This window comes from Dyadobacter soli (assembly GCF_900101885.1).
Lineage (GTDB): Bacteria > Bacteroidota > Bacteroidia > Cytophagales > Spirosomataceae > Dyadobacter > Dyadobacter soli.
Window position 1 is genome coordinate 59,340 of the sequence record NZ_FNAN01000003.1, and the last position, 26,952, is coordinate 86,291.

The window sequence follows — 26,952 nt, forward strand, 5'->3', positions numbered from 1 at the left end:
GGTTATCATTCGAACAATCCGAGCTGGCTTTTCGAATCCGAATCCTTTTTGGGGCTCTTCTTTGGTTTTGCGGGCTCCGTGTCGGCTGACTCTTCCCCGTTTTCCGAATCCTCTGCGCTGTCCTTATCGTCTTCCGGACTAACAGTATTTTCCGTCAAAGCATTCGCGGCAGCGGAATCGTCCGCCGGGTCGCCAGCCGCCGGACCGCCGGTCGCCGGATCGCCGGCAGCCGGATCGTCCGCCGGTTCGCCGGAATTGTCTGCGTCGGTAGTTTCATCGCTAACCGCTTCTTCCGCGGGTTCATCCGCAGCTACTGCGAGCGGTTCGAGCCAGCGGATTTCCTTGAACTTGTCGTTCGGGATACGGTTACCCTGGGCACGCCAGCCGCGGATATCGACCATTTCTTCCACCAGGTATTCTTCGGTACTCTGCTCTTTCTGGGCTGTTTTCGGGTAAACGATTTCCAGGCGCGGACGAGTATCCGTGCTGGCGAGGATCAGCTTGCTGTTTTTGGCATCACTGATGAAAAGGAATTTCTTTTCGAGCGAAGAAGTCTCGATGTTGAACCTTTTGATAAAATGCTGTTTGCCCCCGCCATCAAAATAAATGGCGGTTATCGGCAACTTGGTATCGAATTTCTTGACCAGCAACACCTCGTGCGGCTCATAATGGTTGGTCAGGTCGAAGTTGGTCAGCTCGTAGCTGCCGTCTTTGTAAATGACCACGATATTGTCGGTCGGGCCGAAGTTGCCGAGGTATTCACCACGTTCGTCGCGGTTCAGGCGACCGATGATCGGGTCGAACCACATATCCACACCGCCCAATGTAGAGCGGCCGGCGGATTTTAGCGTAAGTTTCCTGACAGGATATTTGGTCAGAATGTTACCCATCGCGCTCCGGTTTTTAATCAGCAGCTCCGCAAAGTTGTAGTCGAACTGCTTGACCTTCGCTTTGCTTTGCGCTTGAAGGTTAACCGTAATCACCTCGGCCTCGCCATTGTCATTCGCCGTGAAATAGGTAATCTTCGACTTGGGCGTTCCCTGCGTGAGCTCGTACTCGCGGTCGCGCGTAATGGCCGTCACCTGGAAGCGCTTCGCGTACGAAACACCCGTTTTGCCATCGACATACACCAGGTTATAAACCTTCCTCTCGTCGTTTTTAAGGAAAACAGCACAGTGGATAATGTCTTTACCGACAAAAACCTTGTCCTGCACCTTGGTCACTACGCATCGGCCATCGCCACGGAACACGATAATGTCGTCGATATCCGAGCAATCCATTACGTATTCATCCTTTTTCAAACCATAACCTACAAAACCTTCTGCCCGGTTAACGTACAGTTTCTGGTTGTTGGCCGCCACCACATTTGCGGCGATTTGGTTGAATGCGCGGATTTCCGTCCTTCTGCCTCTTCCTTTGCCATATTTTTTCAACAACTCACGGAAATACTCGATCGCGAAACGGGTAATGTGCGCCAGATTATCCTCGGTTTCGGCGAGGTCTTCCTGCCATTTGCGCATCAGTTCGTCGGCTTTGAAACCGTCGTATTTCGAAATCCTTTTTATGCGGATTTCGGTCAGCTCTACAATGTCGTCGTCGGTGATTTCGCGGTAGAATTGCGGCTTGTATGGTTCCAGCCCTTTATCGATCGTGCGGATTACCGCTTCGAAAGTTTCGCATTCCTCAATATCGCGGTAAATGCGGTTTTCGATGAAAATCTTTTCGAGCGAGCCGTAAAGTATTTTTTCCAGCAATGCCAGCCGCTTGATTTCCAGCTCGCGCTGCAAGAGGTGGACGGTTTGCTGGGTATTGTATTTCAAAATCTCGGTTACGCCGACGAAATGCGGTTTTTCCGAAATAATGATACACGCATTCGGTGAAATGGAAACCTCGCATTCTGTAAATGCGTACAAGGCATCCATTGTAATGTCGGGCGAAACGCCGGGCGCGAGGTGCACCTGGATTTCCACATCCGCGGCGGTGTTATCCACCACTTTTTTAATCTTGATCTTACCCGCATCGTTCGCCTTGATGATCGATTCGATGAGGGAAGTAGTGGTAGTACCAAAGGGAATGTCGCGGATCACGAGCATTTTCTTGTCCTCCTCCTCGATCCTGGCACGTACGCGCACTTTTCCGCCCCGATGACCGTCGTTGTAGTTGGAAATATCGACCTGGCCGCCGGTCAGAAAATCGGGGTAGATCGTGACGTCCTTCCCTTGGAGAATGCTGATAGACGCCTCGATGAGCTCGCAGAAGTTGTGCGGGAGAATTTTGGTCGACAAACCTACCGCGATACCCTCCACGCCGAGCGTGAGCAGCAGCGGGAATTTAACAGGCAATGTGATCGGTTCGCGTTTACGGCCGTCGTAGGAGAGCTGCCATTCGGTGGTATCGTCGTTGAAAACGACGTCTTTACCAAACCGCGAAAGCCGCACCTCGATGTAACGTGCCGCCGCCGCGCCGTCGCCGGTACGGATATCGCCCCAGTTACCCTGCGTATCGAAAAGCAGCTCCTTTTGACCGATATTGACGATCGCATCATAAATAGACGCGTCGCCGTGCGGGTGGTACTGCATCGAAGAACCGACCACGTTGGCCACTTTGTTGAAGCGGCCGTCGTCCATTTCGTTGAGCGCGTGCATAATGCGCCGCTGAACGGGTTTCAGACCGTCTTCGATCGCCGGAACGGCACGTTCCAGAATTACATAAGAGGCATAATCGAGAAACCAGTTTTCGTATAAGCCCGAAATGGGCAGTTTATCATGCAATCCGCTATCTTCTACGTCGGGCGCAGCTCCGTTTTCGTCCATAAATGCAGGAGGAACCAGGTTTTAAGTATTCAGAAAAATTTGATCAGCCATCCGCTTCCCGGTCTTCATGGGGGACTGGCTCATTCAAAAGAAGGAAACAGGGTGAAGTTTACCGGAAGATCAGGTTGAATTAACTGCTAATATAGCAAAATAAGCGATAAAACTCAGTTGTGCGGCGCATTCAGCACGGCTAGCAGCTCGCTGATCATCATCGCCGTAGCGCCCCAGATTTTATAACCCTGCACCATATAATGCGGCGCATGTACCTGTTCCCCACGTACTTGGATGTCGCTCGATCCGATAATATTAATATCAGAAATTTCTTCCAGTTTGATCTCGAAAATATCTTCCACCTCGCGCGGGTCAGGGTAGAAGTCGGGGCGATAGGGCATTGCCGCTATAACCGGTAACACGTGAAAGTTGCTGGCGGGAATGAAGAGCTCCGTTAATGCACCCAATATCTTCACGTCGGTCAATCGCAAACCGATTTCCTCCTGCGCCTCGCGTAACGCTGTGCGAATCAGGTTCTCATCGCTCAATTCGTACCGCCCGCCGGGGAACGCGACCTGGCCGCTGTGCACGCCGTCGTACGCCGGACGGAGGATCAGCGGGAAGTGGATTTCGTTCCGATAAGGATAGAACAGGATCAGTACCGCGCTTTTGCGTGTGCGTGCATTGGGTTTGAAAGTCAGGCGGAGCCGTGACGAAGCCTGCATTACCTGATGGGCGGTCTCACCGGGAAGTGGGAAAGTTAATTTCTGGGTTAGCTGTTCGGTAAAAGCGGAAAACGATTCCAGTTGGGCCATGTTGGCTGAGGTGTTGAAGAGTTAGGTGGCAGAACATTAAGCCTAAGTTAATGTACGAAGCCTAAATCTTTGCGTAGTTGAGCTCTCTTTTGAAGTCAAAAAAGCTTTCCAGGCTCAAATCTTCGTCCAGTTCCTCCCAATGGATGCTATCGCCCATCGGCCCGATTTCGAACCGTAGCCGCTGCTCGGGCGTGGCATTTTCCAGTCGTTTAAACCAGGCTATCGGATTGCCGATCGTTTGGCCTCCGTCGAGTACCAGGTATATATTGGTTTCGTCGAACCAGACCTTGCTGATTTTCATAGTCGTTTCTCTTTGTATACTAAATTTGTTAACCATGAAATTCGTGCCACTTTTGGATGATCAGTTCAGAATGCTGCTCGACCAGCGCTTCCGCCAAGACGAGGTCTTTGGGCTTAATGCCATGGCTTTCAACCAATCTAACCGGAGTTACTTCGAATTTTGCGGTACCATCAGCATTTCTGACATGAATGTGAATAGGTAGATGTTCTAAGCGCACCGGCGCACCGGCTGTAAAAGAAGAACTTCATTCCGAACATGCGGAAAATTTCAGGCATAGTAAGTGTGTGGTATTGGTTTACAATCAATTTAAGCAAATATAACAATAACTTAAAAGGATTGTAAAACGACTACGCCGGCGCCCCTGCATACAACTTCGCCAGCTGTTCCGCGCATCTTTCACCGTCCATGGCAGCCGACATAATGCCTCCTGCATAACCCGCGCCTTCGCCGCAGGGAAACAACCCTTTCAGGTCCGGATGCTCGCAAGTCTCGCGCTCGCGGGGGATGCGTATGGGCGAGGAAGTGCGGCTTTCGACGCCGATCAGCTGGGCGTCGCCGGAGAGATAACCCCGCATTTTGCGTCCGAAATCCGATAATGCGTCGCGCAAAGGGAATGCAATGTGGCCGGGGAGTACGTCGTACAGATCGACGGATTGCAGGCCGGGCTGGTACGAAGTATCGCGCAAATGGGCGGAAGTTTTGCCTTTAACGAAATCCATAGCGAGCTGTGCCGGTGCTGTTTGAGTGGCTCCTGCGAATTTGCAGGCGGCTTGTTCCAGCTCGCGCTGGAGTTGGAGGCCGGCCATCGGGCCGAATTCTTTGTAAGGTGCCAGGTCGGCTTCTTCGATCGTTACCACCATCCCGGAATTGGCATAGGGCGAATCGCGGCGCGAGGGCGACATGCCATTCACCACCACCTCACCGGAAGCCGTCGCGGCCGGTACGATGAAGCCACCGGGGCACATACAGAAGGAGAATACGCCCCGCTGCACGCCCTTGTAGCGGGTTTGGGTAACCAGACTGTACGACGCGGCGGGCAGGTAGGGGCCGCGGTCGACATCGCAATGGTATTGTATTTTGTCAATCGTATTTTGCGGGTGCTCGATCCGCACGCCCATCGCGAAGGATTTGCTTTCGATGAGGATGTTTTTGGTGTGGAGCAGTTCGTAAATATCCCTCGCCGAATGGCCTGTTGCCAATATAACGCCGATGCCGGTATGCTCATCCTTGTCGTTGGTGACCACGCCGGTAATGCGGTTATCCCGGACGATCAGGTCTGTGACTTTGGTATCGAAATGGATTTCTCCACCCGCTTTCAGAATGCTTTCGCGCATTTCCGCAACCACTACGGGCAGTTTGTTGGTACCGATATGCGGGTGGGTATCGATCAGTATTTGCTCGCTGGCGCTGTGCGCGACGAATATTTCGAGTACCCGCCGGATATCGCCCCGCTTGTTGGAACGTGTGTAGAGCTTGCCGTCGGAATACGTGCCCGCGCCGCCTTCGCCGAAGCAATAGTTGGATTCCGGGTTGACGTGGTGTTCTTTATTAATAGCAGCCAGATCGCGCCGTCTCGTACGCACATCTTTTCCTCTTTCAAACAAAACAGGCTTGATACCCAGCTCGATGAGCCGCAATGCGGCGAACATTCCGGCCGGTCCGCAGCCGACGATCAACGCCTGCGGGCGGTTGCTCACATCCGGGTACACAATGCGGGTGCCTGCCAATGCGGGAGGGGTTTCTCCTACGTAAACTTCGGCATGTACATTAATTTTTACCTGCCGGCTACGGGCATCTATCGATTGGCGCGTTTTGCGAATGAATGGGTTATCGCTTTCGCGGAGGCGGAGCTTTTGAATTACAAAGCGGCGAAAATTGTCGTCGTCCAGCGCAATCTCGGGCGCCAGGGTCATTTGAAGCGTATGGTGCATTTTTGAGAAAGGGATTTATCCTTTAATGGCGCAAAGGTACGGATACTTTTGGAGTGATCAAGTGCGACCGCCGACCGCTGACCGCCGACCGCCGATCGTGATACCATAGACTATAAACATTGCCTGATTCATGCTGGGGTATTGTCAATGGTCGACGGTTCATGGTCTAAGTGGTCGGCGGTCGGCGGTCAGCGATCAGCTAAGGAATGAACAAGTCGGGTAGCAATCGGACATTGGTTTCTTTTTAATTAAAATCAAACTTTGAAACGATGTCGACAACCCGCCGTCAATTCCTGAACACGCTTGCCGTTTCGGCTGGGGCAGCTGTGCTTTCGGAGGCCGCCCGTGCCGAGCAGAATGCCGCGCCATATCCATTGTCCTGCAACCAGTATTCGTGGATTACCTTCTACGCCCGCGACGGAAAGGATTGGGGCAAGGACCCGGACACCTCGCTTGCCGAGTTTGCTTCCACGGGTTTGAAAGCCTACGAGCCGGCATTCAACACCGCCGAGGAAGTGCCGAAATTGCTTCCATTGCTCAAAAAATACCGGCTGGCAATGCCTTCGGTTTACGTCAACACCTCATTGCACGAAGCTGCGGAAGGCGCGAAATCCATTGAATCGGTAATGTCGATTGCCGATGCGCTCAAACCTGCCGATACCAAAATCATTGTCACAAACCCTAACCCGATCCAATGGGGCAGCGACAAGAACAAATCCGACGAGCAACTGACCGAGCAGGCCAAAAACCTCGATAAGCTGGGCGCCGAGCTCAAAAAGCGGGGTATGACCCTCGCATACCACACGCACGACGTGGAGCTGCGCGCCGCCGCGCGGGAATTTCACCATATGCTGCTCGCTACCGATCCTAAACACGTCTCGCTTTGCCTGGATGTGCATTGGGTATACCGCGGCTCGGGCAACTCGCAGGTGGCATTGTTTGATATCGTGAAACTCTATGGCAAACGCATTGCCGAGCTGCATTTGCGGCAATCGAAAGGCGGCATCTGGCAGGAGACATTCACGGAAGGAGATATCGACTATCCGCGGCTCGTTGAAATGCTGGACGGGTTGGGCGTGAAGCCGCATCTGGTTTTGGAACAATGCCTCGAAAAAACTTCGCCAAAGACCATGGATGGTGTTCAGGCGCATAAAGAGGATTTGGTTTATGTGAAGAAGGTGTTTAAAATGTAAGTAAATCCATGCGATGAATTGAAATGATCCAAACCGACTTTTTCAACATCTCCGATCTTTTAACCGAAGAGCAACGCCTCATCCAGCAGGCCGTGCGTGATTTTTCGGATAAAGAAATCAAACCTATTATCGAAGATTTTGCCCAACGGGCGGAATTTCCACTGCATTTAATCCCAAAATTTGGTGAACTGGGTGTGTTCGGGCCGACGATTCCGGTGGAGTACGGCGGCGGCGGGCTCGATTATACGAGCTACGGCCTCATGTGCCAGGAGCTCGAGAACGGCGATTCCGGTATGCGGTCGACGGTTTCCGTACAAAGCTCGCTGGTCATGTGGCCGATTTACGCATTTGGTTCGGAGGAGCAGAAACGGAGGTATTTACCCAAACTCGCAACCGGGGAATGGCTGGGTTGTTTCGGACTTACCGAGCCGGATCATGGCTCTAATCCGGGCGGAATGAAGACGCATATTGCCAAAACCGAAAGCGGATATGTGCTTAACGGTTCGAAAATGTGGATTTCAAACGCGCCATTTGCGCAAGTAGCCGTGGTATGGGCACGGAATGAGGAGAGCAGGGTGCAGGGTGTGATCGTGGAGCGTGGTATGGATGGCTTTTCAACGCCCGAAATCCATCACAAGTGGTCGCTGCGGGCTAGCGCGACGGGTGAGCTGGTTTTTGACAATGTATTGATTCCTGAAACGCATATTCTTCCGGGTGCGGTGGGGCTGAAAGCCGCATTGCAATGCCTCGACAAAGCGCGGTACGGCATCGGCTGGGGTGCTATCGGCGCGGCAATCGATTGCTACGAAACGGCCGTGAAATATTCAGCGGAACGCATTCAGTTCGATAAACCGATCGGCGCATTTCAATTAACCCAAAAAAAACTGGCAGAAATGCTCACGGAAATCACAAAAGCGCAGCTGCTCGCATTGCGCCTGGGTCAGCTCATGGACGCTGGTAAGGCTACGACCGTGCAGATTTCCATGGCCAAAAGAAATAATGTCGCGATGGCGCTGAACATCGCCCGCGAAGCCCGCCAGATCCTCGGCGCCATGGGCATTACCGGGGAATACTCCATTATGCGCCACATGATGAACCTCGAATCGGTGATTACGTACGAGGGGACGCATGATATTCATCTGCTGATACTGGGCGCGGAGATTACGGGGATTGGGGCGTTTAAGTAGGTTTTTTGACCGCCGACGGCCGACCGCTGACCGCCGATTGTTTGTGCTTGCGGCTTTTTGTTGATGATAGGCAGTATCCTATTAACTATGTTCAACGGACTCCAGACTGCGGTCGGCCGTCGGCGGCGCAGCCGCCAGCTTCCGCTGCAAATCCTTACTCGTTTCCCGCGAGCCGTCGGGCGACCATCCAGGTGCTTTTAGCAGGTATTTCAGCTTTGTTTTAAAATCTATCGGTTGTGCGAAATCATCGCCTATCGCTTTCCATTCGTGGAAAACGGTCTGGCTCAGGCCTTGCTGTTCCGTGGATTTGGTGAGCCCGTAACGCGGCGGTTCGGTGGGCAGCTCTTCCTGGAAAGTACCGAAAATGCGGTCCCAGATGATCAGGCACATGCCCATGTTTTTATCCAGGTACTGAATGTTGCTCGCGTGATGCACGCGGTGGTGTGAGGGTGTCACGAAAATGTATTCCAGCCAGCCGAGCTTGCCCACGTATTCGGTGTGGACAATGATGCCGTAAATCTGTGTGATCGAATACATTACGATAATGTCGGCTGGGTTGAAGCCGACCAATGCGAGCGGTATGAAATAAATGAACCGGTAGAGCGGCTGGAATACCGACGACCGGAAGCCGGTAGTGAGGTTGAAATGCTCCGACGAATGGTGCGTCACATGCACAGCCCAGAACAGCCGGCAATGGTGATCGACATAATGCAATGTGTAGAATGCGAGGTCTTCGGCAAGGAACAATGCGAGCCAGTAGAGCCAGTGAGTCGAGATCGGTGCTACAAAAGAGAAGTTATAGAACCAGATCAGCACGCTCACGTATGCCGCGCGGAACAGGAGATCGATCCCGCCGTTGAGCAGCATCAGCAATGCATTCATGAAGGTATCTTTAAAAGAATAGGCCGGGCGTTTGGCCAGTTCCTCATGGGGTGTTTGGTATGTTAAAAAGATCTCGAGACCGATCAGACAGATGTAAAAGGGCGTCGACAGTTTTAAAATGAGATCCTCAAAATCATAAGTGCCGGGCATAGCAATTTCTTCAAATAATAAACAAAGATAGTTGAGAAGAGAACTGTAAGTTTTGGCCTGCCGATTTCTAAGATTTTTTTAATAGCAACCGGCAGCCTACTTATCAGACATTCATTGTACAGGAAACCCCCATCGAAGGTTCAAAATTTCCCGGGTTTACGTTTTGAAATACTATAAGTTACTGTTAACGACTAGTTAATCATCCGTTTCAGCGCTTTTCTGAGCTCCTCGTTTTTGTGACGTTTTTGCAAAATCACCGGCGCGGCAATGCGTTCCCGGCAATCGAACAGCGAACAGCGCTCGCAGGTTTGATTTACTTCCCTGGAAGTCAGTGCGGGATCGTCGAGAAATGCCAGTTTTTCGCGCGTCTGCTCGTCGAGGTAAATGCCCATGGACACGCTCACGTTCAGGTTGGGCGTAGGCGACATCGGTTGTGCGAAACTCACTACCAAATATTGGTCCTGCGTATCGATATAGGTCGATTTTTGCGCTTTGCAGAGAATGCGAGGCGGCTGTTTGGTGAGAATAATGTCGCCCAGATCGTTCAGGATCGTGAGTGCTACCCAACGGCGGCAGTAATGCTCGTCGCGGACGGTGTGGGGATAATGCTTTCTCGAAATGTGCATTTCCTTCGTCATGTGGAAAATGTTCTGACCCACGAAGTTATTGAAACGCGAGAAGAAGATCTGGTTAATGCCAAAATACCGCGGCAGGATATTGCTGAGCCGGTAGCAGAACGATTCCGGCGTGGTGTTGAAATCGTGAATGAGCTGGATGAGCTTTTCGGGCTGCCAGGTTTTTTGTGCAAAAAAATCGGCGATGGCTGGTACCAGGAGGCTTCTTTTGATGATGATGGCGCTGCCGAAATAGGATGCCTTGAAGTTGTTCAAAAGCTGCTCGAACGACTCCGCTTCCACCAATGCCGTCGTATGCAGGCGGTTTTTGAGATTTAAATACAAATACCCTATTTCACGCCCATAGATAAATGCCCGCTGGACGGAGGATAAATGTGCATTGATCAGCAGGCGCGTGCCGGTTGCATTGGTGATCGTTAATGATCTAACTGTCGCAAATTCAGGATGGTTGCGCTCGTTGATAGGCTCGATCGTGTATTGGTACTGGTCTTTCAGGATGCTTTCGAGCTGTTGTTCATCGAGGAGCGTGGCTGCCGCTACATTGTGCTCGGTGAGAAAACGCTCGGCTTCCAGTTCGATATCCTCGAAATAATTGTCATGCATCTCCTGATAAGTGCGCAATGCCGAGAAATAAAACTTCTCGATCGACATATTGTAATTCCGGGCGATCTCGATGAGCGTGCCTACAAATGCGCTGATCTTGGTAGGGGCGTCGGAAAGGATTTCGAGCAGGTTGGCGGGGTCGATGCCGAACAATTCGAGCGGCAGCTCCGTCAGGATGTTTGAGCTGAGCAGATCGGAAATCGGTTCGAGCCGTTTGCTCAGTTTTAAAGAAACCAGCGTGTCGTAATCGACCTCCATGGCACCCGCTAATGCAAGGATTTTGTCGGCTTTCGGATACTTTTTACCTTTTTCAATTTCATTGATATAGGAAATCGACAACCCCGATTGCTGGGAAAGTTCGCTGAGCGACATTCCCTTGTCGAGCCGGAGCTGTTTGAGTTTAAGTCCGAAAACGAGCCTTACATTATCCTGATTAATAGCCACAGTGCTGATTTATAGGCCTGATTTTGTGCGATTTCGCTTGCAGGCAATTTAACGAATGAAACACAAAAGTAGAAATAGCCCCGGATTCGGCCTTCATGGACGTTAAAAAAACGGGCCTGACGGCTGACCACCGACCGCTGACCACCGGCCGCCGACGGTGTGATAATATGTTAATGGCGCAACCGCGTGGTCGGCTGTCGGCGGTCATCGGTCGGCCGTCAGCAACATAACCACGTAATAATGAAACGGACACCCCTAATCCGATCAAAAAACGCTATTTTTGCGGTTTATTTGGGATAACAGAAATTAAACATAAGCTTTACCTTCTGATAATCAGGACTCTGGGCGGATATGCACACAGGTTGACCAGAGAAAAGCATAACAACTAACAGGATATGAGCGAGTACAGTCATCGGGAAATAGAAAAAAAATGGCAGGACTACTGGCAGCAAAACGGCACTTTCAGCGTGTCGAATGCGTCGGAATTGCCTAAGTATTATGTGTTGGACATGTTTCCGTACCCCTCGGGCGCGGGCTTGCACGTGGGCCATCCGCTGGGGTACATCGCCTCAGACATCTATTCCCGCTACAAAAGGCTGAAAGGCTTCAACGTGCTGCATCCAATGGGTTTCGACAGCTTCGGCCTGCCCGCAGAGCAATATGCGATCCAGACCGGCCAGCACCCGGCCATTACGACAGAGCAGAACATTACCCGCTATATCGAGCAGCTGAAAAACCTGGGGTTGAGCTACGATTGGAACCGTGAAGTGCGGACGTCCGACCCGAACTACTACAAATGGACGCAATGGATTTTCTCCGAGCTGTTCAATAGCTGGTACAATAACGATACCGACAAGGCAGAACCGATCGAAACACTGACGGCGAGGTTCGCGCAGGAAGGTAATGCCAAAGTAAATGCCCCTGCCGACGAAGATACCCCCCCATTCACCGCCGAAGAGTGGAATGCATGGTCGGAAGAGGCACAATATAAAATGACATTGAAGTACCGCCTGACCTACGTCGCGGATGCGACCGTAAACTGGTGCCCCGGATTAGGCTCGGTATTGTCGAACGACGAGGTAAAAGACGGCGTTTCCGAACGCGGCGGCTTCCCCGTAATCCAGAAACTGATGCGCCAGTGGATGATGCGCATTACCGCATATGCACAACGGTTGATCGACGGGCTGGACACGGTGGATTGGACGGAATCGTTGAAGGAGCAGCAGCGGAATTGGATCGGGAGGTCTGTTGGAGCGCTGGTCAAATTTCAAGTGTGGGAAGAAGGGGAGGAAAGGGAAGAAGGGGAGGAAGGGGAATTTAATCCTGCCCTTCCTCCATCCTCCCTTTCCTCCATTCCTCCCTATATAGAAGTTTTCACAACGCGCGTTGACACGATCTACGGCGTCACGTTTATGGTGATCGCGCCGGAGCATGAGCTGGTGGATGTGATCTCGACGCCGGAGCAGCGTGGGGAAATCGATGCGTACATTGCCATGACGCAGAAGAAGTCGGAGCGTGACCGGATGTCTGATGTGAAAACGGTTTCGGGCGCATTCACGGGTGCGTACGTGCTCAATCCGTTCAGCGGGGAGAAAGTGCCGGTTTACATTGCCGACTATGTGCTGGCGGGCTACGGAACCGGCGCGGTAATGGCCGTTCCATCCGGCGACCAGCGCGACTGGAATTTCGCGAAGCATTTCGACCTGCCCATTATCCCGATCCTCGACGCCCAAAAGGACATTGAAACACAAGCCGACGCGACCAAGGAAGGAAAATATATCAATTCAGGCATTATCGACGGACTGACCTACAAAGAGGCGACTGATAAGTTGATTAATGTACTGGAAGAAAAAGGTTTAGGTAAAGGAAAAATCAACTATCGCTTGCGTGATGCCGTATTCAGCCGCCAGCGCTACTGGGGCGAGCCGGTGCCTGTTTATTACAAAAATGACAGCCAGGGCCAGCCGGTGCCGTACCTGCTCGACTTGAACGAATTGCCTTTGAACCTGCCGGAGGTGGATAAATACCTGCCGACTGAAAACGGCGAGCCGCCGCTGGGCCGCGCGCAAGGCTGGGAACACGGCTCGGGCAATGGGTACGAGCTGAGCACCATGCCGGGCTGGGCGGGCAGCAGCTGGTACTGGTACCGCTACATGGACCCGAAAAACGAAAACGAATTCGCGTCGAAAGAAGCCATTGATTATTGGAAAGACGTGGATTTGTACATCGGCGGAACGGAGCACGCTACCGGTCACTTGCTGTACAGTCGTTTCTGGAACAAATTCATGAAAGACCGTGGCTTTGTGCAGGAAGAAGAGCCGTTCAAGAAACTGATCAACCAGGGTATGATCCAGGGACGCAGCAATTTCGTGTTCCGGGTGAAAGGAGAGGATTACAGCAAGCCGGTGTTCGTAAGCGCCGGTTTGAAATCACAATACGAAGTTTCCGCATTGCACGTGGATGTGAATATCGTCGAAAACGATGTGCTGGATGTGGAGAAATTCAAGGCGACGCGCCATGACATTGCCGGCGAGAATGCGGAGTTCATCCTCGAAGACGGAAAATACGTTTGCGGCGTGGAAGTGGAGAAAATGTCGAAATCGAAGTTCAATGTCGTGAACCCGGATGATATCGTGGAGCGCTATGGGGCTGATACCCTGCGTCTATACGAGATGTTCCTCGGCCCATTGGACCAGGCGAAACCGTGGAATACGAATGGTATCGACGGAACTTACCGCTTCATCCGCAAGCTGTGGAGATTGTTTTATACCGAAACAGGTCAGTGGCAGGTGAAAGACGTTCCGGCGAAGCCAGAGGAGTTGAAGAGTTTACATAAAACGATCAAAAAGATCGGTGAGGACATCGAAAACTTCTCTTTCAATACGGCCGTGAGTGCATTCATGGTGTGTGTGAATGAGCTGGGCAGCCAGAAATGCCAGAGCAAAGAAGTGTTGGAGCAACTGGTTATCCTGCTTTCTCCTTACGCACCGCACATTTCGGAAGAATTGTGGGCAGCATTGGGTAATGAGGCAGGAGGAGTCTCCAAAGCGGCATTCCCGGTTTTCGAAGCGAAATATGTGCAGGAATCGGTATTCGAATATCCGGTGCAGATCAACGGCAAGGTTCGCGCTTCGCTGACATTCCCGTTGGACACGCCGCCGGCGGATATCGAGAAGGAAGTCCTGGCGGATGCTACCGTTCAGAAATGGATGGAAGGTAAGCCGGCCAAAAAAGTGGTGGTCGTACCGAAGCGGATCGTGAACGTGGTGATCTGATACCACGGTTGAAATACTAATACAAAATGGCCAGCCCGGTGTCGGAGCTGGCCATTTTGTTACAGGATAGGGGTTGGTTACTTGATGGAAACCTGGCGTTCGGTGCGGATTTCGGCTACTTCGAATTCCTTCTCGGTTTTCTGACCGTTTGCGGAAACTTCAATGGTGTAAACGCCGGCAGGCAATTCTTTTACATTGAAGGCTTTTCTGAACTTGTCGGTATCACGGTTGATGACCTCGCGGTAGAAAGTCGCTCCGCTGCGGTTCGTGATCAATACCACGGCTTTGTCGCTGGTGTACTTGTCGACGTTGATGTGGATCTTGCCACTGTTGGAAGCGAAAATACCGGTTCCGAATGCGGCTGCTTTTTTGCTTTCTTTATCTTCCGCGAAGCTGTTGAACGCGAAGGTGGCAGCGATTACCATTGTCATTGCGATTGTTTTCATTGAAGGTTTCATGGCTATGTTCTTTTAAATGATGGCTAATAATTCCGTTTTGTTGATTCAAATATATGGGCTATATAAGGTACTATGCATTACATAGTACACGAGTGGTAATAATCTAAAATGAATGGCGATATGCCGGGAATAATGTTCTTTCTTAATTTTGCAGGGTATGGCAAAAAAGAAGACCCGCACCTCAATCAGTAAAGTAAGCTACCTGAAACCGCTCCCGGCGAAGGGTTGGGCCATTATCGGGGCCATTGTAGTGGTGATCGGCGGGCTGATCTGGTGGAACGACCGGACGGACGAAAACCAATGGGAGTTCATCAGCAAATTCGGGATCAAGCTGCCGCTGCGTTATGCGGTGCACGGGATCGACGTTTCGCACCATAATGCGAAGATCAACTGGGATAAGCTCAAAAGCGCCCGCTCGGAGAATGTGAGTATTGATTTTGTGTATATCAAAGCCACCGAAGGCGCCACGCACCTGGACCGCCAGTTTAAACGCAACTGGGCCGAGGCCAGAAGGGTGGGGATGAAACGCGGCGCTTACCATTTCTATAATCCGCGTGTAATGTCCGACCGGCAGGTGGATAACTTCATCGGCCAGGTACGGATGGAGGCCGGCGATCTGCCGCCTGTGCTGGACCTGGAAGTGAATGGCGGCAAGCCCGACGACATCATTATTAAAGGCGTCCGCAACTGGCTTACGCTCATCGAGGCGCATTATGGCGTGAAACCTATCATTTACGTCAACGAGCATTATTATAAGAAATACATTGCCGGAAACTTCGACGAATACCCGCTCTGGCTCGCGGGTTACTCGCGCACGCACCTGAACGACCTCGCGTCCGACGCGCACGTACTTTTCTGGCAGCACAGCGAAAAAGGGTGGGTAGACGGCATCCGCGGCTTTGTGGATTATAACGTATTCCTGCACGAGCGTACCGACTGGGAAAATTTGGCTGATAATTAATAATTTAAACCGAGTTACTTACGTATTAGTATCAGTTACATCCTTCACGAACTGCTGCTATGAAAAACGTTATCCTCATCCTCGCCGTGTTGTTCTTTACCGGGTGCGCCCAGCGTGACCCTGTCCGCGGCGATGCGACCGCAAACTTTACCGGAACGTTCAAATATGCCATTGCTTCACCCACAGGTTTCGTTTCCAAATACACCTGGGTTGTAACCCGGCATGCGCCGAATGTGCTGGATTTCGATATGACGAAAGTGATCGTGAGAGCTGATGGGTCAGAAATAGTAAGTCGTGACAAGGCGACCGAAGTGGAGATTACCGACGAGAAAAGGCTGCAATTTTCTTACAATACCACCAGCGGCCGCCTGATAATGGTTACGGCGCTGGCGGCACCCAAAAAGCTCCACGTAAATGGTGCGGCATTGCAGGGTGAAGATTTTACGAATGTGCCATGGTATGGCTTTGAAAAGCAATGAGGCGCAAATAACGTGGGATTGCGCGCTTTAATGCGTAGCAAAAGCCGGATAATCAGGCAGGTATTACTACGCTGAAAGCCGGGGTGGAGAGGTGTTACTTTTAAATAACACCAAACTCAATACACCTATGAAAACCTTTCGATTGTTTCTGCCAGCACTGTTGACCGTATCCTTGTTCACATCCTGCAAAACAACTGCGATCCTGACTTCGACTTTTGAAAATGAAACAGTTGGACAGCTGCCGGCGAAAAACATCCCGGGTAATCCGGCGGGTGACGAGATCCAATACAGTACCGAACTCCAACCGCGCCTCAAAGTGACGGCGTCCAGTTATCCCGGTGAAAAGGCCCTCACATTTACGGAGATCAACACGCCGGGCCTGACTGCCCATAACCAGTTCGTGATTTTCAAAGGTATTTCGTCGGACTTCACCCAGCCGATATGGTACTTATTCTCCGGCGTGCATTCCGGTTCCGGTGAGCGGGTAATGATCGACTTTACGGATGGGTCGGCAGGAGTGATTACCCGGTTGCATATTAATTCCGCCGGACAGTTGAGCATCCTCACCGCATTTCCCGCGTCGGAGGAAGTCGTAGGCAACATTCCGCCCGACACGCCGCACACATTGGTGATCAGTTTGAATATGAACACGGGTAAATTCAACCTGACTGTGCTAAAATCCGGGGGCAATATTACCGTGACCGACCGGCCTGTGCTGGGAAATCCGCTTTCGTATGCAAACCCGGCGCATCCCAGCATCAATATCAGATGGGAGAGCGGTGCTTCGGATACGCGCAAATACGTTTTCGAATCCGTTGGCATTACGCGTAAAAAGCCCAAAATGTAATAAAGGGCGGATAGTAAAAAAGCCGGGAAGCGATTGGATCGTTTCCCGGCTTTGCTTTTAAATGGCTGGCTCCTGCTGGCTCAGGCAGTGGAAACTGCCCTGTCCCCAGATGATTTCCGTAGCTAAAAGCGGAATGATCTTTCGGCCATTGAATGCTTTTTCCAGGATATCGATCGCGAGCTGGTCGTGCGGGTTGTTGAATACCGGCACGATCACCCCTGCATTGCAGATCAGGAAGTTGGCGTAGGAACCCGGCGTACGGAAACCATCGATAATGACCGCTTTCGGCATGGGCAGCTCGATGATGTCCGGCTGCTTTCCATTCAGCAAGCGCATGGCTTTCAGCATTTGCAGGTTGGTGTTCAAAACTTCGAAATTGGCATCGCTGCGGTCGGTTTCTACACAGGCTACGATGGTGTCCGCATTCACAAAACGCGTCGTATCGTCGATATGGCCGTCGGTATCATCGCCTACAATGCCGTCTTCCACCCACAAAACCTGCTCGATTCCGTAATAATCATATAGTTTTTGCTCGATCTGGCCCTGGTTCAAATGTGGGTTGCGGTTCGGGTTCAGCAGGCATGATTTGCTGGTGAGCAGGCTGCCCGCTCCATTGAATTCCACCGAGCCGCCTTCCATAATGATGCCCGGGTTTACTACCGGCAAATTCAGGTAATCCGCAACTGCTTGCGGCGTCCGGTTATCGTCATCGTAAGGCGGATATTTACCTCCCCAGGCATTATGGCCCCAGTCGACGATCATTTTCTCACCCGTTTTAGGATTTACCACAAAAGCAGGACCATGGTCGCGGCACCAGGCGTCGTTGGTAGGTTTTACTATAAATTCAATTTTAGCCAAATCCACACCCGTTTTGTCGAGCTCGCCGATGATGAATGCTTTCAACGCTTCGTCGTTGGCGATAATGCCGACATTTTCTCCCTGACTGATCGCGTTGATGAATGCCAGGTACTGAGGCCGCATTTGGGCCAGTTTATCGCCTTGCCAGGAGGCGTCGTTATGGGGGAAAGTAAGCCAGGTAGCGCGGTGAGGGGCCCATTCGGCCGGGAAAGTGAAACCCAGTTCGCGGGGCGTCGATGAAGCGGTATTTGCTGTCAAGGTATATTTAATGTATTGTTTTACTCAAAAACCAGGTACAAAGGTCGTAAAAGGTTTTGAAGCTGACCAAAAAAATAAAGCCCCGATGCCGGGGCTTTGTCCTATCGTTGAGCAATAATAATTTTAGTTGTTGGCGACCATCACATTGTCGACCAGGTACGTACCGTCCACGGTTTCGAGGTTGTAGGCCTTGCTTACGCGCCTCGCATTTTCCTGCACCGCACCCACTTTCCACGATGATACGATGCCGGTAGATGGTTCATAATGATAAAGAATGTCCTTTTTCGAGAGCTTTTTCATCCGTTTTTTGCCATGATTCGTCTGCACATGGTGATGCGGCGTCGCTTCAAGCAATAATGCGGGCACGATCGGCGATTCCGCGGTGGCATTGTCTTCGGCGGGGCGCAGATACACCGCCGTCAAAGGCGAAGTAGGCTGGTCGAAAACGTCGATCTGCTTCACTTGGGTAGTCGCCGTTTTGCCGTCCTTGCACGTCTTCACATGCTCGCCCACACGTACGTCCGCGATGGATTTGACACTGCCGTCGGCCATTGTCACCGGCGCATTGGCCGAGAAGTACTTGCACCGTTTGGTACTTTTCGAAATCCGGATTGTCGCCTGCGACTGGATGCTGCTGACGGCCGTTACTTCGGTTTGGGCAAAAATGGTGAGTGACAGGAGTGAAAGAATACTGGTGGTCAGAAATTTCATGCGGTATTAATTAGGAAGAAGCCTTCGATACTTTCACAAACACCTTACTAAGTGCATTAGGCACCGCGCCGAGGCATATCAGCACCAGGCCGGCCGTAATGAGCGTAGAAGTATGTGCGAAAAATGAACCGGAAGACAGAATGGCCAAAATTAAAATCGTTGAGAATGGTAATGAGAATGCAAGTAACAACACAGCGAGTTCCAGATCAAATGTCCTTTTTTCCTTAGCCATACCTTTCGCATCTTCCCGCAGGTTGAACGCGGAAATATGGGCAAGTGGCCAGAAACTGGCGGCGCTCAATGGAATAACGATCGAAAGCAACACCATATTCTGGTCGGTAATGTTCAGGACGTAGATCATCCCCGCGCTGATGAGCATCGTAATGCCCGCACGGAAGAACAGGATACATGCAACAATACGCTTCTTGCCCTCTTTTAGTTGCACCGCCAGACCGATAAACAGCAGCACGAGCGGCGTCATCATCGCGCTGGTTTTATCAAAAATATCTACAATCAGCGGCGGTAACGAGTTGTAGTTGATCCCCAGGCTTAGAAGGATGATCGCGATGAAAATGAGCAGGTTAATGGGCTCCTGGAACATGCTGGCGAAGAGACTTTTCAGTTTGCCGCCCATTTTGGTATCCTTATCGTCGCTGTTTTTGAGAAACATATTCATCGCGAGAATGTAAAGCGAAATAAGCACGAAGAACTTGTTGCCCACATCGGCCAATGCGGCGATAGCAAGGCTTTTTTCACCCAAAAACTCGGCAATGAAAGGAAAACACGACAACCCCGGCGCCAACGAGGGAATGAGCATCATGAGTGTGCGACCGGTAGGACTGTTTTTTTCTATGCCGAACAATGCGAATGCCAGCGGCGCGGAAAAGAACATCAGGAAGTTGAAGATCAGCGTAACAAGCGGGATGACGAACATCGACGAATCGATGTCGATTTTCATCAGTGAAATAAATATCGTTGAAGGCAGCGCCACGGAGAGGATAATCTCCTTGATGCCGTTGGTCTGGTCCTTGTTCTTGAATTTGCTTTTGAGCAACAACCCCAAAGCAATTAACAATAATAGCGTAATGGTTTTTTGCAATGCGTCACTCATGGTCGGGAATAGTTAAAGTAATAGGAGTGTATCGAAGATCAAGAAGGGTATCGCTTTCGCGGGGGTGTTGTAAACAGGAGTGAAAATGGTATTGTCAGTGGTGATCGGATGTTGTCATGTATTGACATCGTCGTTACATGCCTACGGCATTACCGGCTGGTTTTCGGATATGTTTGCTACCAATATTACATCGCTACGCGATTTGTCGCCAAGCGCATAAGTGCCGTCAGGCACGTAACATTGGTAGCAAAACAATGCACAACAACATTTCGGAATCCCGTAGGGATGTAACAACAAATTAATGCTTAGCTCAGCGCGCCCAACGCACCCACAAACGCTTTCATCTCATCCATCGTACCGATACTCACGCGACACCACGGTTTGTTCTGGACGTCGAAGGAGCGGACGGCGATGCCTTTGGCGGTCATTTTCGAGAGCAGTTCCTTGCCCGGGATAGAGATCGGGAAGAGCACGAAGTTGGTGTATGACGGGATGTATTTGTAACCCATTTTGTCGAGGTTTTCGTAGAGATAGGTTTTCGCTTCGTGGTTGAGCTTGCGGGTGTTGCCCTGGAAATCCTTGTCGTCGAGGCTGGCGGATGCCGCGAAGATCGACGTGTACGAAATACCCATTCCCCCGCGGGTGATTTTGTTGATACCGGCAAGGAACTCAGGCTGCGCGGCAATGTAGCCCACGCGGATACCGGCCATACCCATGATTTTCGAGAAAGTGCGGGCGATGATCACGTTTTTCTTCTGTGCCAAAAGCGAAACCATGCTTTGTGTATCTGCGCCTACCGCGAGCTCGATGTAAGCCTCATCCACAAAAACCGGCACTTTTTCGGAAACCCGCGAGCAGAAGTCGAGCAGGTCCTGGCCTTTGGTAATGGCGCCGGTCGGGTTATTGGGGTTACAAACATAAACCAGTTTGGTATCCTTGTCGATGGCCGCTTCCATGGCTTTCAGGTCATGCGACCAGTCGGCTGTACACGGTACAGGCTTCCAGGTAGCACCTACGGACTTCGCCACGCTCACGAGCGACATATAGCAAGGGTCGGCGGAAACGATATTGCCGCCTTTCATGAACGTTACCAATGCTACTTTTTCCAACAAGTCGGACGAGCCGGGGCCCATCATAATGTGCTCTGCGGTAACGCCTTCTTTCTTCGCGATTTTATCGATGAGGTCGTACATTTCCTTCCAGGCGTAGCGGTTGCCGTTTTTCACGGACTCACCCACCGCTTTCTGCGCCGACATCGGCGGGCCGTAAGGATTTTCGTTCGAACTTAATTTGGCAATGATCTTAGGCGCCTTGTAGTCTGCCGGCAGGAAATGCTCGCGTACCATTGGGCTGCGGTAAATGCGGTTTTCGGGGTCCAGTGACAATGGGGTAGTTTCAAAAGCGCCGGCAGTAAGGTGCGGGGCGATGGCGATTCCGCCCAATGCCATTAAACCGGATTTTAACAAGTTCCGACGGTCGATGTTGTGATTCATTGTTCAAATGTTTAAGTACGTGACGATGGATGTTAAGGAGTAAAAATCTTGATTCAAGTTACAAATAAACGGGTCAGGTGCGACGCGTATAGTGGTTGTTTTTCAGTTAGTTAGCTTGTACTTGCGAGAATCGCGTAAATGCGATGCCCTTATGGCTTCCCGACCAGGATATCTTGGTAATACTCCCCGCTTTCGGTGCGGTTATGCCCAGGTCGGCCCAGGTTTTTTCGAGCTTCACCACACCCTGTGCATCGGAAGTGACCTCGCCGAGGACAGCGCCCGTGCGAAGCGTGATTTTAATGGACAGGTTCGGGACCGGGATCGAGTCGATGCCTTTGGTATGGTCCAGGATATTGGTCTTGTCGAGTTCCAGCAACCGGGCGGAGAGCGTCAGCTTTTCGGCGGTGGCGGCGTAGGTAACGGTTGGTTCGCTGGCAATGGGCGCGCCGAACGGGGCTCCGACAATGTCGACAAGCACCGGCGCCACGTCGCGGTTGAGAAAAGGATCTTCTTCTTTGCAGGACACAAACCCGAGTGACAATGCGAGCAGCAGACAGGGGAAAAGCGATTGGATATTTTTCATATTCGTCAAAGTCTTTGAATGGAGAATAAACCGTTATTTCTCAGCCCACCACAGCTTGGTTTTCATGTCGTCGGCGCCGCCATTAAGCTTCACGCCGTCGGCAACGGACGCGGCGTTGAGCGAGTACTCGGAAGCAGGGTAATTGAAGCGGGTAGGGAGAATGCCGCCGTTGTTCAGCACCGCGCGGGGGTCGGCAGCGGGGAATACCGGAAACCCTGTTCTGCGCCATTCGATCCACGCTTCCACGCCTTGCCCGAAAAGCGAAATCCATTTCTGTTCGAGCACCTTTTCCTTGCTAGCGGGTCCGGCTTTGGTGATGTAACCCGCTGGCGGAGTGAGGCCATATTGGGCAAATGAGGCCGTAATGCCTTGTTCGAAATACTTTTTGGCATCACCGGTAGCGTCTCCGTCCAGCACGGCTTCGGCCAGTACGAAGTTGAGGTCGGCGTAGGTCATGATCACTTCCGGTGCGGCGGCATCGGTGAATGCTTTGCCGATGGTGGAGCTGGTAGCGAGGTAGCCGGTCGCGATGGCGTCGGGCAGACCATTGGCGTGGCCCTGGTAGAGGCCGTCCTTGTTAGGATTGGCATACACGGTAATGCGGGTGTCGCCCAATGCATTCATCTTGTCGGCCAGCGTCTTGCTGATGTTCCAGTCGGTACGGCCGCCCTGGATCAGGATCTGGTTCCATTCATTGTTGCTGGGCAATACGGTGGTGCATTTCAGGGATGCATTGTCGGCATTGCTGGTGAAAATCGGGAACTTGGCAGCATCGCCGAGGATTTCCGCAAAAATGGCTTTCGATTCGGCCGGTTTCTTGGCAGCCTGCCGGTTAGCAAGGCGCAGGCGGAGCGAATTGGCAAATTTTTTCCATTTCAAAATATTCCCTTCATACAAAATGTCACCTGCAACGGCCGGACCTCCGACGGTCAGCTTCTCGTTGGCCATTTTCAGGTCGTTCAGCAAACCTGCGTAAATGGTTTCCATCGAGTCGTATTTCGGCGTGTAAACCGCCTCGCTGGCGGTGCCTTTGATCGCGTCGGTGTAGGGAATGGAGCCGTACATGTCCACGAGCAGCGAGAACACCCACGTGCGCATGACCAGCGCGACTCCTTCATAATTAGCGTTAGGTGAAGCGGATTCCGGGTTGGTTTGGTTAATAATGCGTTGGAAGTTTAGCAGCCCTTCGTTGAAAAAGCCTTTCCAGTTGTTGGACAGCAATGCGGGCGAAACCGTGTAATCGTCGCCTTCATTACTATAAATATTACGGGTCAAATGCTGCACGTACAATTCGGCGGCGTCGATGTTGATGCGCTCGAAGCGGTCGCGGTGGCCCCAGTAGCGGTCTACGGACGTTTCGATGCCGGTAGGAAGCAGGTATTGCGGGCCGATGGCGGTAGGGCTGTTCGGGCTCACGTTCATGCTGTCGAAATCCTTGGTGCAGCTGGTGATGCTCAATGCGCCGGCGAGGGCGGTCATCCAGATGTTTTTATGGGTCAAAATGCTTTTCATCTCGTAATGCTTTTAGGTCTTCAAATGATTTGGGAAGGGATCAGAACGACAGCGAGAGGTTTGCACCGATGCTGCGGGAGCTAGGCAGTTCGCCATAACCGAATCCTTGTTCGTTCCCGCCTTTCGCGTCGATTTCAGGGTCGATGTGCGGGGTGTTTTTGAAGATCATCCAGACGTTCCGGCCTACCAGGGAGATCTTGGCCGACTGGATCTTTACCTTTTTCAATAACGCAGGGCTGAAAGAATAGCCGAGCGACAATTCGCGCAGTTTCACATAGCTCGCATCGAAGATCGCCGATTCGTGGTAGTTACGCGGGTTGGCATAGCCGTATAATTGATTAGCTGTCACGATAATGTCGTTCGGGATATACGATTTCGTGCCATCCGCAGCGGTTACCTCACGCACGCCCTGGCCGATCACGCCTTCCTCGCGGCCTAATGCGGTTTCGGCATACTGGCCTGTCCAGCGGGCGGTACCCGTACCTTCGTCATAAATGTCGCCGCCCATGCGAACGTCCACCAGCGCGCTCAGCGACCAGCCTTTGTAGTTCAACGTATTCAGCATACCACCGATCCAGTCGGGCTGGATATTGCCCAGCTTTTGCCCGGCGGCGGTCAATGGCAAGCCATTCGCGCCGTAAACGATCTGCCCGTTATACTTCTGGAAACCTACACCGTAGAATGTGCCGTATGGCTGGCCTACGCGTGCTTCCGACGACATGCCGCGTTGCGTCGCGAGGGTGTAGGTCGTCAGACCTTCCGCGAGTTCCACCACTTTGTTGCGGTTGCGCGCCCAGTTAAGCGACACGTCCCAGCTGAAACCGCCCGGTAGCTTCACAGGCGTTCCCGAAACCGAGATTTCGACGCCCTTGTTGGTGATCTTTCCGGCATTCAGAATGCGGGTGTTGTAGCCGCTCGCCTTGGAAATTTCCACGCCGAGGATCTGGTCTTTGGTCGTCTGGTTATAGTAAGTCACATCCAGCCCGATTTTGCCTTTCAGGAACCGCAGGTCGGCACCAAGTTCGAGACCGGTAGTGATCTCAGGTTTCAGGCCGCTGTTGGCGATCTCGATATTTTCGGAAAATTTGGGCACCGCGCCATTCCATGAACCTTTCGCGAGATAAGTTTGGGCTAACTGGTAAGGCGTGGCGTCGTTACCTACCTGGGCATAGCTGGCGCGGACTTTGCCGAACGTGAATACATTGCTTTTTACATCGAAAAGCTCCGTCAATACCGCACTCAATGAAGCGGAAGGGTAGAAGTACGAGCGTGCATTCGCAGGCAGTGTGCTCGACCAGTCGTTGCGGGCCGTTAGGTCGAGGAACAATGCATCCCTCCATGAAAGGTTGGCCGTTCCGAACAAGCTCTGCGTTTCCGATTTCCGGATAAGGCTTTCGATCGTATTCTGGCTCGGTACCGAGTTTCCGGCATTATAGAGGCCGTCCACCACCATTTCACCTACATAGAAATAGTTTCTTTTGTAATAATTAGTCCTTTTGATACCGCCTACCTGCACATTCAATCCGAAATCTGCATTGATGTTCTTATTGTAAGTCAGCATAAAATCCGAGTTGGTCTCCTGGCTGCGTAGCACTTCTTCCGAGAACCGGCCCGGTGTGCGCACGCCGTTGCGGACGCGCAGGAAGTTGGACACGTTAATGCGCGTATCCGACCAGTAATCGGTGCCGCTGCGGAGCATAATGCTGAGCGAAGGCAAAATCTTGTAGTTCAATGCGATGTTACCCAGCAAGCGGTCCTTCTCATTGCTTTGTGGCAGCTTCTTTTGTGAGAAATACGGGTTCGTGAAGAAAGTATGCTGCCAGTTAGGCGGGTCGGTGTCGTTGCCACGCTGGTTGTGCACGTCGATATAGCTTTCATAATCACGCAATTGTGCCCAGGAAACGTGGCGGTGCGACCAGATGAACTCCTGTCCGCTGCCATAGCTTTTATTGTCCGAGCCCGATTTGATATACTCGCCCGAAAGCGTAATGCTGAGGTTCTTGGTGAGGTTATAGCCCGAGTTAATACGGAAGTTATTGCGGTGAAAATCATTGTAATACATAATACCCGTCTGATCCACGCGGCTCAGGCCGAGGCGGAAATAGCCTTTGTCGTTACCGCCATTGAGCGCAATGCTGTTGGTGGTCGTGCGGCCAGTGTTCCAGTACTCGTCCCAGTTGTTGGGCTGAGGAGTCAGTGGCGCAACATCGTCACCCGTCCACCACTGTCTCACCAGGCGTCCGTCCATCGGAGCTCCCCAGCTTTCGTCGGTCCCCTCTGATCCCACCAGAGGATATCTTGCATCGTAAACTGCGCGGTATTGGGCAATTTCTGCCGGATCGGTGATGTTACCGCTCCATCCATCGTTGTACCAGGTGCGGTAGCCGTTACCACCGCCGTAGGTATTCTGGAAATTTGGTTTGATCCACGGGCGTTCGAAAGTGATGTTGGAGTTAATATCCACCCCGAGGCCTTTGGTACCCTGGCCGTTTTTGGTAGTAATCAAAATAACGCCGTTGGCAGCGCGGGAGCCGTACAATGCTGCTGCATTAGGCCCTTTGAGTACCGACATTTCCTTGATATTGTCGGGGTTGATCTCCGAAATGCCGCCGCCCCAGGTTTTGTTGGCGGTTTGCTCCATCGGCACGCCGTCGATGACGATCAGCGGCTGGTTATTGCCCGAAACGGACGACGAGCCGCGGATCTGGATCGTAGAACCACTGCCCGGGCCGCCGTTGGATTGCACGCGAACGCCGGCAATTTTACCTGAAAGTGCATTCGCCACGTTCGTCGAACGCGATTCCGTCAACGCGCTGCCCTTTACTTCCTGTACGGTATATCCCAACGCCTTTTTCTCGCGCTCGATACCGAATGCGGTTACCACCACCTCGGCGAGCTGGCGCGTGTCGGCGTCCAGTTTGATGTCAAATTTGGTTTGGTTGCCGATCGGCATTTCTTTGATCAGGAAACCTACATATGAAACGACGAGTATACCGTCGCCCGGAACGGAAAAGCTGAAATTGCCGTCAACGTCGGCATTTGTGCCCACATTGGTGCCTTTGTAAATGATTGACGCGCCTGCAAGTCCGAGACCATCTTCGGCCGCTGTTACTTTGCCGGTCAACTGGCGCACTTGTGCGAAAGCGAGCGGCGAACACAGACAAACCCATATAAATAAGAGTAGAACTTTACGCATGGGGAACCAGGGTTAAATTGTTAGGTAGTCGGTAGTAGTAGGAGGAGAAAAAGTTATGGCTGTGTGGCGTCCACACTTCCGTGCGCCGCACACACTTTCGCATGGACAGAACAACACAGCCATAAGCTTGCAACACTGCTTTTCCGGAAAGCAATACCCTCTTTAATCGAGGACAAACAGGGCGTACGCAGGGCACACGCAGTGCGAACAGTTTCGGTTAGGCCATAGGAAAGCCAGACGTCGACAAGCGTTGTTTGTCCACGGT

General features: G+C 51.9%; 21 protein-coding genes. 6 read left to right on the top strand and 15 right to left on the bottom strand.

Annotation, left to right across the window (positions count from 1 at the left end; genetic code table 11):
* Positions 1–5 precede the first annotated feature (5 nt).
* The 5 genes from BLQ88_RS04645 to BLQ88_RS04665 form a co-directional block, all read right to left on the bottom strand.
* Positions 6–2,813, bottom strand: a complete 2,808-nt coding sequence (locus BLQ88_RS04645; RefSeq protein WP_090147219.1) for a DNA gyrase/topoisomerase IV subunit A — start codon at positions 2,811–2,813, stop codon at positions 6–8.
* Positions 2,814–2,977: 164 nt separating this feature from the next.
* On the bottom strand, positions 2,978–3,619 hold the full coding sequence (locus tag BLQ88_RS04650; protein WP_090147220.1) for an NUDIX hydrolase: 642 nt from the start codon (positions 3,617–3,619) through the stop codon (positions 2,978–2,980).
* 61 nt (positions 3,620–3,680) lie between these two features.
* Positions 3,681–3,920 carry a DUF2442 domain-containing protein gene (locus BLQ88_RS04655; RefSeq protein WP_090147222.1) on the bottom strand — a complete coding sequence of 80 codons (240 nt, stop codon included), beginning with the start codon at positions 3,918–3,920 and terminating at the stop codon, positions 3,681–3,683.
* 28 nt (positions 3,921–3,948) lie between these two features.
* The gene (locus BLQ88_RS37515) at positions 3,949–4,137 is read right to left on the bottom strand and encodes a DUF4160 domain-containing protein (RefSeq protein ID WP_218132891.1); all 189 of its coding nucleotides are present in this window, start codon (positions 4,135–4,137) and stop codon (positions 3,949–3,951) included.
* A gap of 130 nt (positions 4,138–4,267) precedes the next feature.
* Complete coding sequence (locus tag BLQ88_RS04665; RefSeq protein ID WP_090147224.1) at positions 4,268–5,851, bottom strand: NAD(P)/FAD-dependent oxidoreductase; 1,584 nt, start codon at positions 5,849–5,851, stop codon at positions 4,268–4,270.
* 269 nt (positions 5,852–6,120) lie between these two features.
* Between BLQ88_RS04665 and BLQ88_RS04670 the strand changes: the two genes are divergently transcribed.
* Complete coding sequence (locus BLQ88_RS04670) at positions 6,121–7,044, top strand: sugar phosphate isomerase/epimerase family protein (RefSeq protein WP_090147225.1); 924 nt, start codon at positions 6,121–6,123, stop codon at positions 7,042–7,044.
* Between the two features lie 23 nt (positions 7,045–7,067).
* Complete coding sequence (locus tag BLQ88_RS04675) at positions 7,068–8,231, top strand: acyl-CoA dehydrogenase family protein (protein WP_090147227.1); 1,164 nt, start codon at positions 7,068–7,070, stop codon at positions 8,229–8,231.
* An 81-nt stretch (positions 8,232–8,312) separates the two neighbouring features.
* On the opposite strand, the gene BLQ88_RS04680 is transcribed toward BLQ88_RS04675, so the two are convergent.
* Together BLQ88_RS04680 and BLQ88_RS04685 are read right to left on the bottom strand one after the other, a co-directional pair.
* Complete coding sequence (locus tag BLQ88_RS04680; protein WP_090147228.1) at positions 8,313–9,263, bottom strand: sterol desaturase family protein; 951 nt, start codon at positions 9,261–9,263, stop codon at positions 8,313–8,315.
* Between the two features lie 191 nt (positions 9,264–9,454).
* The gene (locus tag BLQ88_RS04685) at positions 9,455–10,945 is read right to left on the bottom strand and encodes a helix-turn-helix domain-containing protein (RefSeq protein ID WP_090147230.1); all 1,491 of its coding nucleotides are present in this window, start codon (positions 10,943–10,945) and stop codon (positions 9,455–9,457) included.
* A gap of 395 nt (positions 10,946–11,340) precedes the next feature.
* Between BLQ88_RS04685 and leuS the strand changes: the two genes are divergently transcribed.
* Positions 11,341–14,220, top strand: a complete 2,880-nt coding sequence (gene leuS / locus BLQ88_RS04690; protein ID WP_090147231.1) for a leucine--tRNA ligase — start codon at positions 11,341–11,343, stop codon at positions 14,218–14,220.
* Between the two features lie 77 nt (positions 14,221–14,297).
* On the opposite strand, the gene BLQ88_RS04695 is transcribed toward leuS, so the two are convergent.
* Positions 14,298–14,666: a T9SS type A sorting domain-containing protein gene (locus BLQ88_RS04695; RefSeq protein WP_229212579.1), complete on the bottom strand. Its 369-nt coding sequence runs from the start codon at positions 14,664–14,666 to the stop codon at positions 14,298–14,300.
* 169 nt (positions 14,667–14,835) lie between these two features.
* Here BLQ88_RS04695 and BLQ88_RS04700 point away from each other — a divergent pair, with 169 nt between their 5' ends.
* The 3 genes from BLQ88_RS04700 (at position 14,836) to BLQ88_RS04710 (ending at position 16,965) form a co-directional block, all read left to right on the top strand.
* Positions 14,836–15,639 carry a glycoside hydrolase family 25 protein gene (locus tag BLQ88_RS04700; protein WP_090147233.1) on the top strand — a complete coding sequence of 268 codons (804 nt, stop codon included), beginning with the start codon at positions 14,836–14,838 and terminating at the stop codon, positions 15,637–15,639.
* A gap of 59 nt (positions 15,640–15,698) precedes the next feature.
* Entirely contained in the window at positions 15,699–16,118 is a 420-nt protein-coding gene (locus tag BLQ88_RS04705) for a hypothetical protein (RefSeq protein WP_090147234.1), read from the top strand.
* Positions 16,119–16,245: 127 nt separating this feature from the next.
* Entirely contained in the window at positions 16,246–16,965 is a 720-nt protein-coding gene (locus BLQ88_RS04710; RefSeq protein WP_090147236.1) for a hypothetical protein, read from the top strand.
* A gap of 57 nt (positions 16,966–17,022) precedes the next feature.
* Here the strand turns inward: BLQ88_RS04710 and BLQ88_RS04715 are convergent, their stop codons facing one another.
* The 7 genes from BLQ88_RS04715 to BLQ88_RS04745 all read right to left on the bottom strand — a co-directional run bounded on the left by BLQ88_RS04715 (position 17,023) and on the right by BLQ88_RS04745 (position 26,687).
* Positions 17,023–18,081, bottom strand: coding sequence for an agmatine deiminase family protein (locus tag BLQ88_RS04715; RefSeq protein WP_090147238.1), 1,059 nt, complete (start codon positions 18,079–18,081; stop codon positions 17,023–17,025).
* 123 nt (positions 18,082–18,204) lie between these two features.
* Positions 18,205–18,792 (bottom strand): hypothetical protein, encoded by a 588-nt coding sequence (locus BLQ88_RS04720; RefSeq protein ID WP_090147239.1) that lies wholly within the window; start codon positions 18,790–18,792, stop codon positions 18,205–18,207.
* A gap of 10 nt (positions 18,793–18,802) precedes the next feature.
* A complete protein-coding gene (locus BLQ88_RS04725; protein ID WP_090147241.1) occupies positions 18,803–19,903 on the bottom strand; it encodes an AEC family transporter in 1,101 nt (366 codons plus the stop codon).
* A 305-nt stretch (positions 19,904–20,208) separates the two neighbouring features.
* Entirely contained in the window at positions 20,209–21,396 is a 1,188-nt protein-coding gene (locus BLQ88_RS04730; protein ID WP_090147242.1) for a pyridoxal phosphate-dependent aminotransferase, read from the bottom strand.
* 106 nt (positions 21,397–21,502) lie between these two features.
* A complete protein-coding gene (locus BLQ88_RS04735) occupies positions 21,503–21,979 on the bottom strand; it encodes a hypothetical protein (protein WP_090147244.1) in 477 nt (158 codons plus the stop codon).
* A gap of 33 nt (positions 21,980–22,012) precedes the next feature.
* A complete protein-coding gene (locus BLQ88_RS04740) occupies positions 22,013–23,491 on the bottom strand; it encodes a SusD/RagB family nutrient-binding outer membrane lipoprotein (RefSeq protein ID WP_090147245.1) in 1,479 nt (492 codons plus the stop codon).
* 40 nt (positions 23,492–23,531) lie between these two features.
* Entirely contained in the window at positions 23,532–26,687 is a 3,156-nt protein-coding gene (locus tag BLQ88_RS04745; RefSeq protein ID WP_090147247.1) for a SusC/RagA family TonB-linked outer membrane protein, read from the bottom strand.
* Positions 26,688–26,952: the final 265 nt, after the last annotated feature.

Bases quoted from the DNA above. Each gene is read 5' to 3' on its own strand.
- BLQ88_RS04745 (WP_090147247.1), bottom strand. From the start codon at position 26,687: ATGCGTAAAGTTCTACTCTTATTTATATGGGTTTGTCTGTGTTCGCCG.
- BLQ88_RS04720 (WP_090147239.1), bottom strand. From the start codon at position 18,792: ATGAAATTTCTGACCACCAGTATTCTTTCACTCCTGTCACTCACCATT.
- BLQ88_RS04675 (WP_090147227.1), top strand. From the start codon at position 7,068: ATGATCCAAACCGACTTTTTCAACATCTCCGATCTTTTAACCGAAGAG.
- BLQ88_RS04645 (WP_090147219.1), bottom strand. From the start codon at position 2,813: ATGGACGAAAACGGAGCTGCGCCCGACGTAGAAGATAGCGGATTGCAT.
- BLQ88_RS04695 (WP_229212579.1), bottom strand. From the start codon at position 14,666: ATGAAAACAATCGCAATGACAATGGTAATCGCTGCCACCTTCGCGTTC.
- BLQ88_RS04665 (WP_090147224.1), bottom strand. From the start codon at position 5,851: ATGCACCATACGCTTCAAATGACCCTGGCGCCCGAGATTGCGCTGGAC.
- BLQ88_RS04740 (WP_090147245.1), bottom strand. From the start codon at position 23,491: ATGAAAAGCATTTTGACCCATAAAAACATCTGGATGACCGCCCTCGCC.
- BLQ88_RS04725 (WP_090147241.1), bottom strand. From the start codon at position 19,903: ATGAGTGACGCATTGCAAAAAACCATTACGCTATTATTGTTAATTGCT.
- leuS (WP_090147231.1), top strand. From the start codon at position 11,341: ATGAGCGAGTACAGTCATCGGGAAATAGAAAAAAAATGGCAGGACTAC.
- BLQ88_RS04705 (WP_090147234.1), top strand. From the start codon at position 15,699: ATGAAAAACGTTATCCTCATCCTCGCCGTGTTGTTCTTTACCGGGTGC.
- BLQ88_RS04700 (WP_090147233.1), top strand. From the start codon at position 14,836: ATGGCAAAAAAGAAGACCCGCACCTCAATCAGTAAAGTAAGCTACCTG.
- BLQ88_RS04655 (WP_090147222.1), bottom strand. From the start codon at position 3,920: ATGAAAATCAGCAAGGTCTGGTTCGACGAAACCAATATATACCTGGTA.
- BLQ88_RS04710 (WP_090147236.1), top strand. From the start codon at position 16,246: ATGAAAACCTTTCGATTGTTTCTGCCAGCACTGTTGACCGTATCCTTG.
- BLQ88_RS04735 (WP_090147244.1), bottom strand. From the start codon at position 21,979: ATGAAAAATATCCAATCGCTTTTCCCCTGTCTGCTGCTCGCATTGTCA.
- BLQ88_RS04650 (WP_090147220.1), bottom strand. From the start codon at position 3,619: ATGGCCCAACTGGAATCGTTTTCCGCTTTTACCGAACAGCTAACCCAG.
- BLQ88_RS04680 (WP_090147228.1), bottom strand. From the start codon at position 9,263: ATGCCCGGCACTTATGATTTTGAGGATCTCATTTTAAAACTGTCGACG.
- BLQ88_RS04730 (WP_090147242.1), bottom strand. From the start codon at position 21,396: ATGAATCACAACATCGACCGTCGGAACTTGTTAAAATCCGGTTTAATG.
- BLQ88_RS04670 (WP_090147225.1), top strand. From the start codon at position 6,121: ATGTCGACAACCCGCCGTCAATTCCTGAACACGCTTGCCGTTTCGGCT.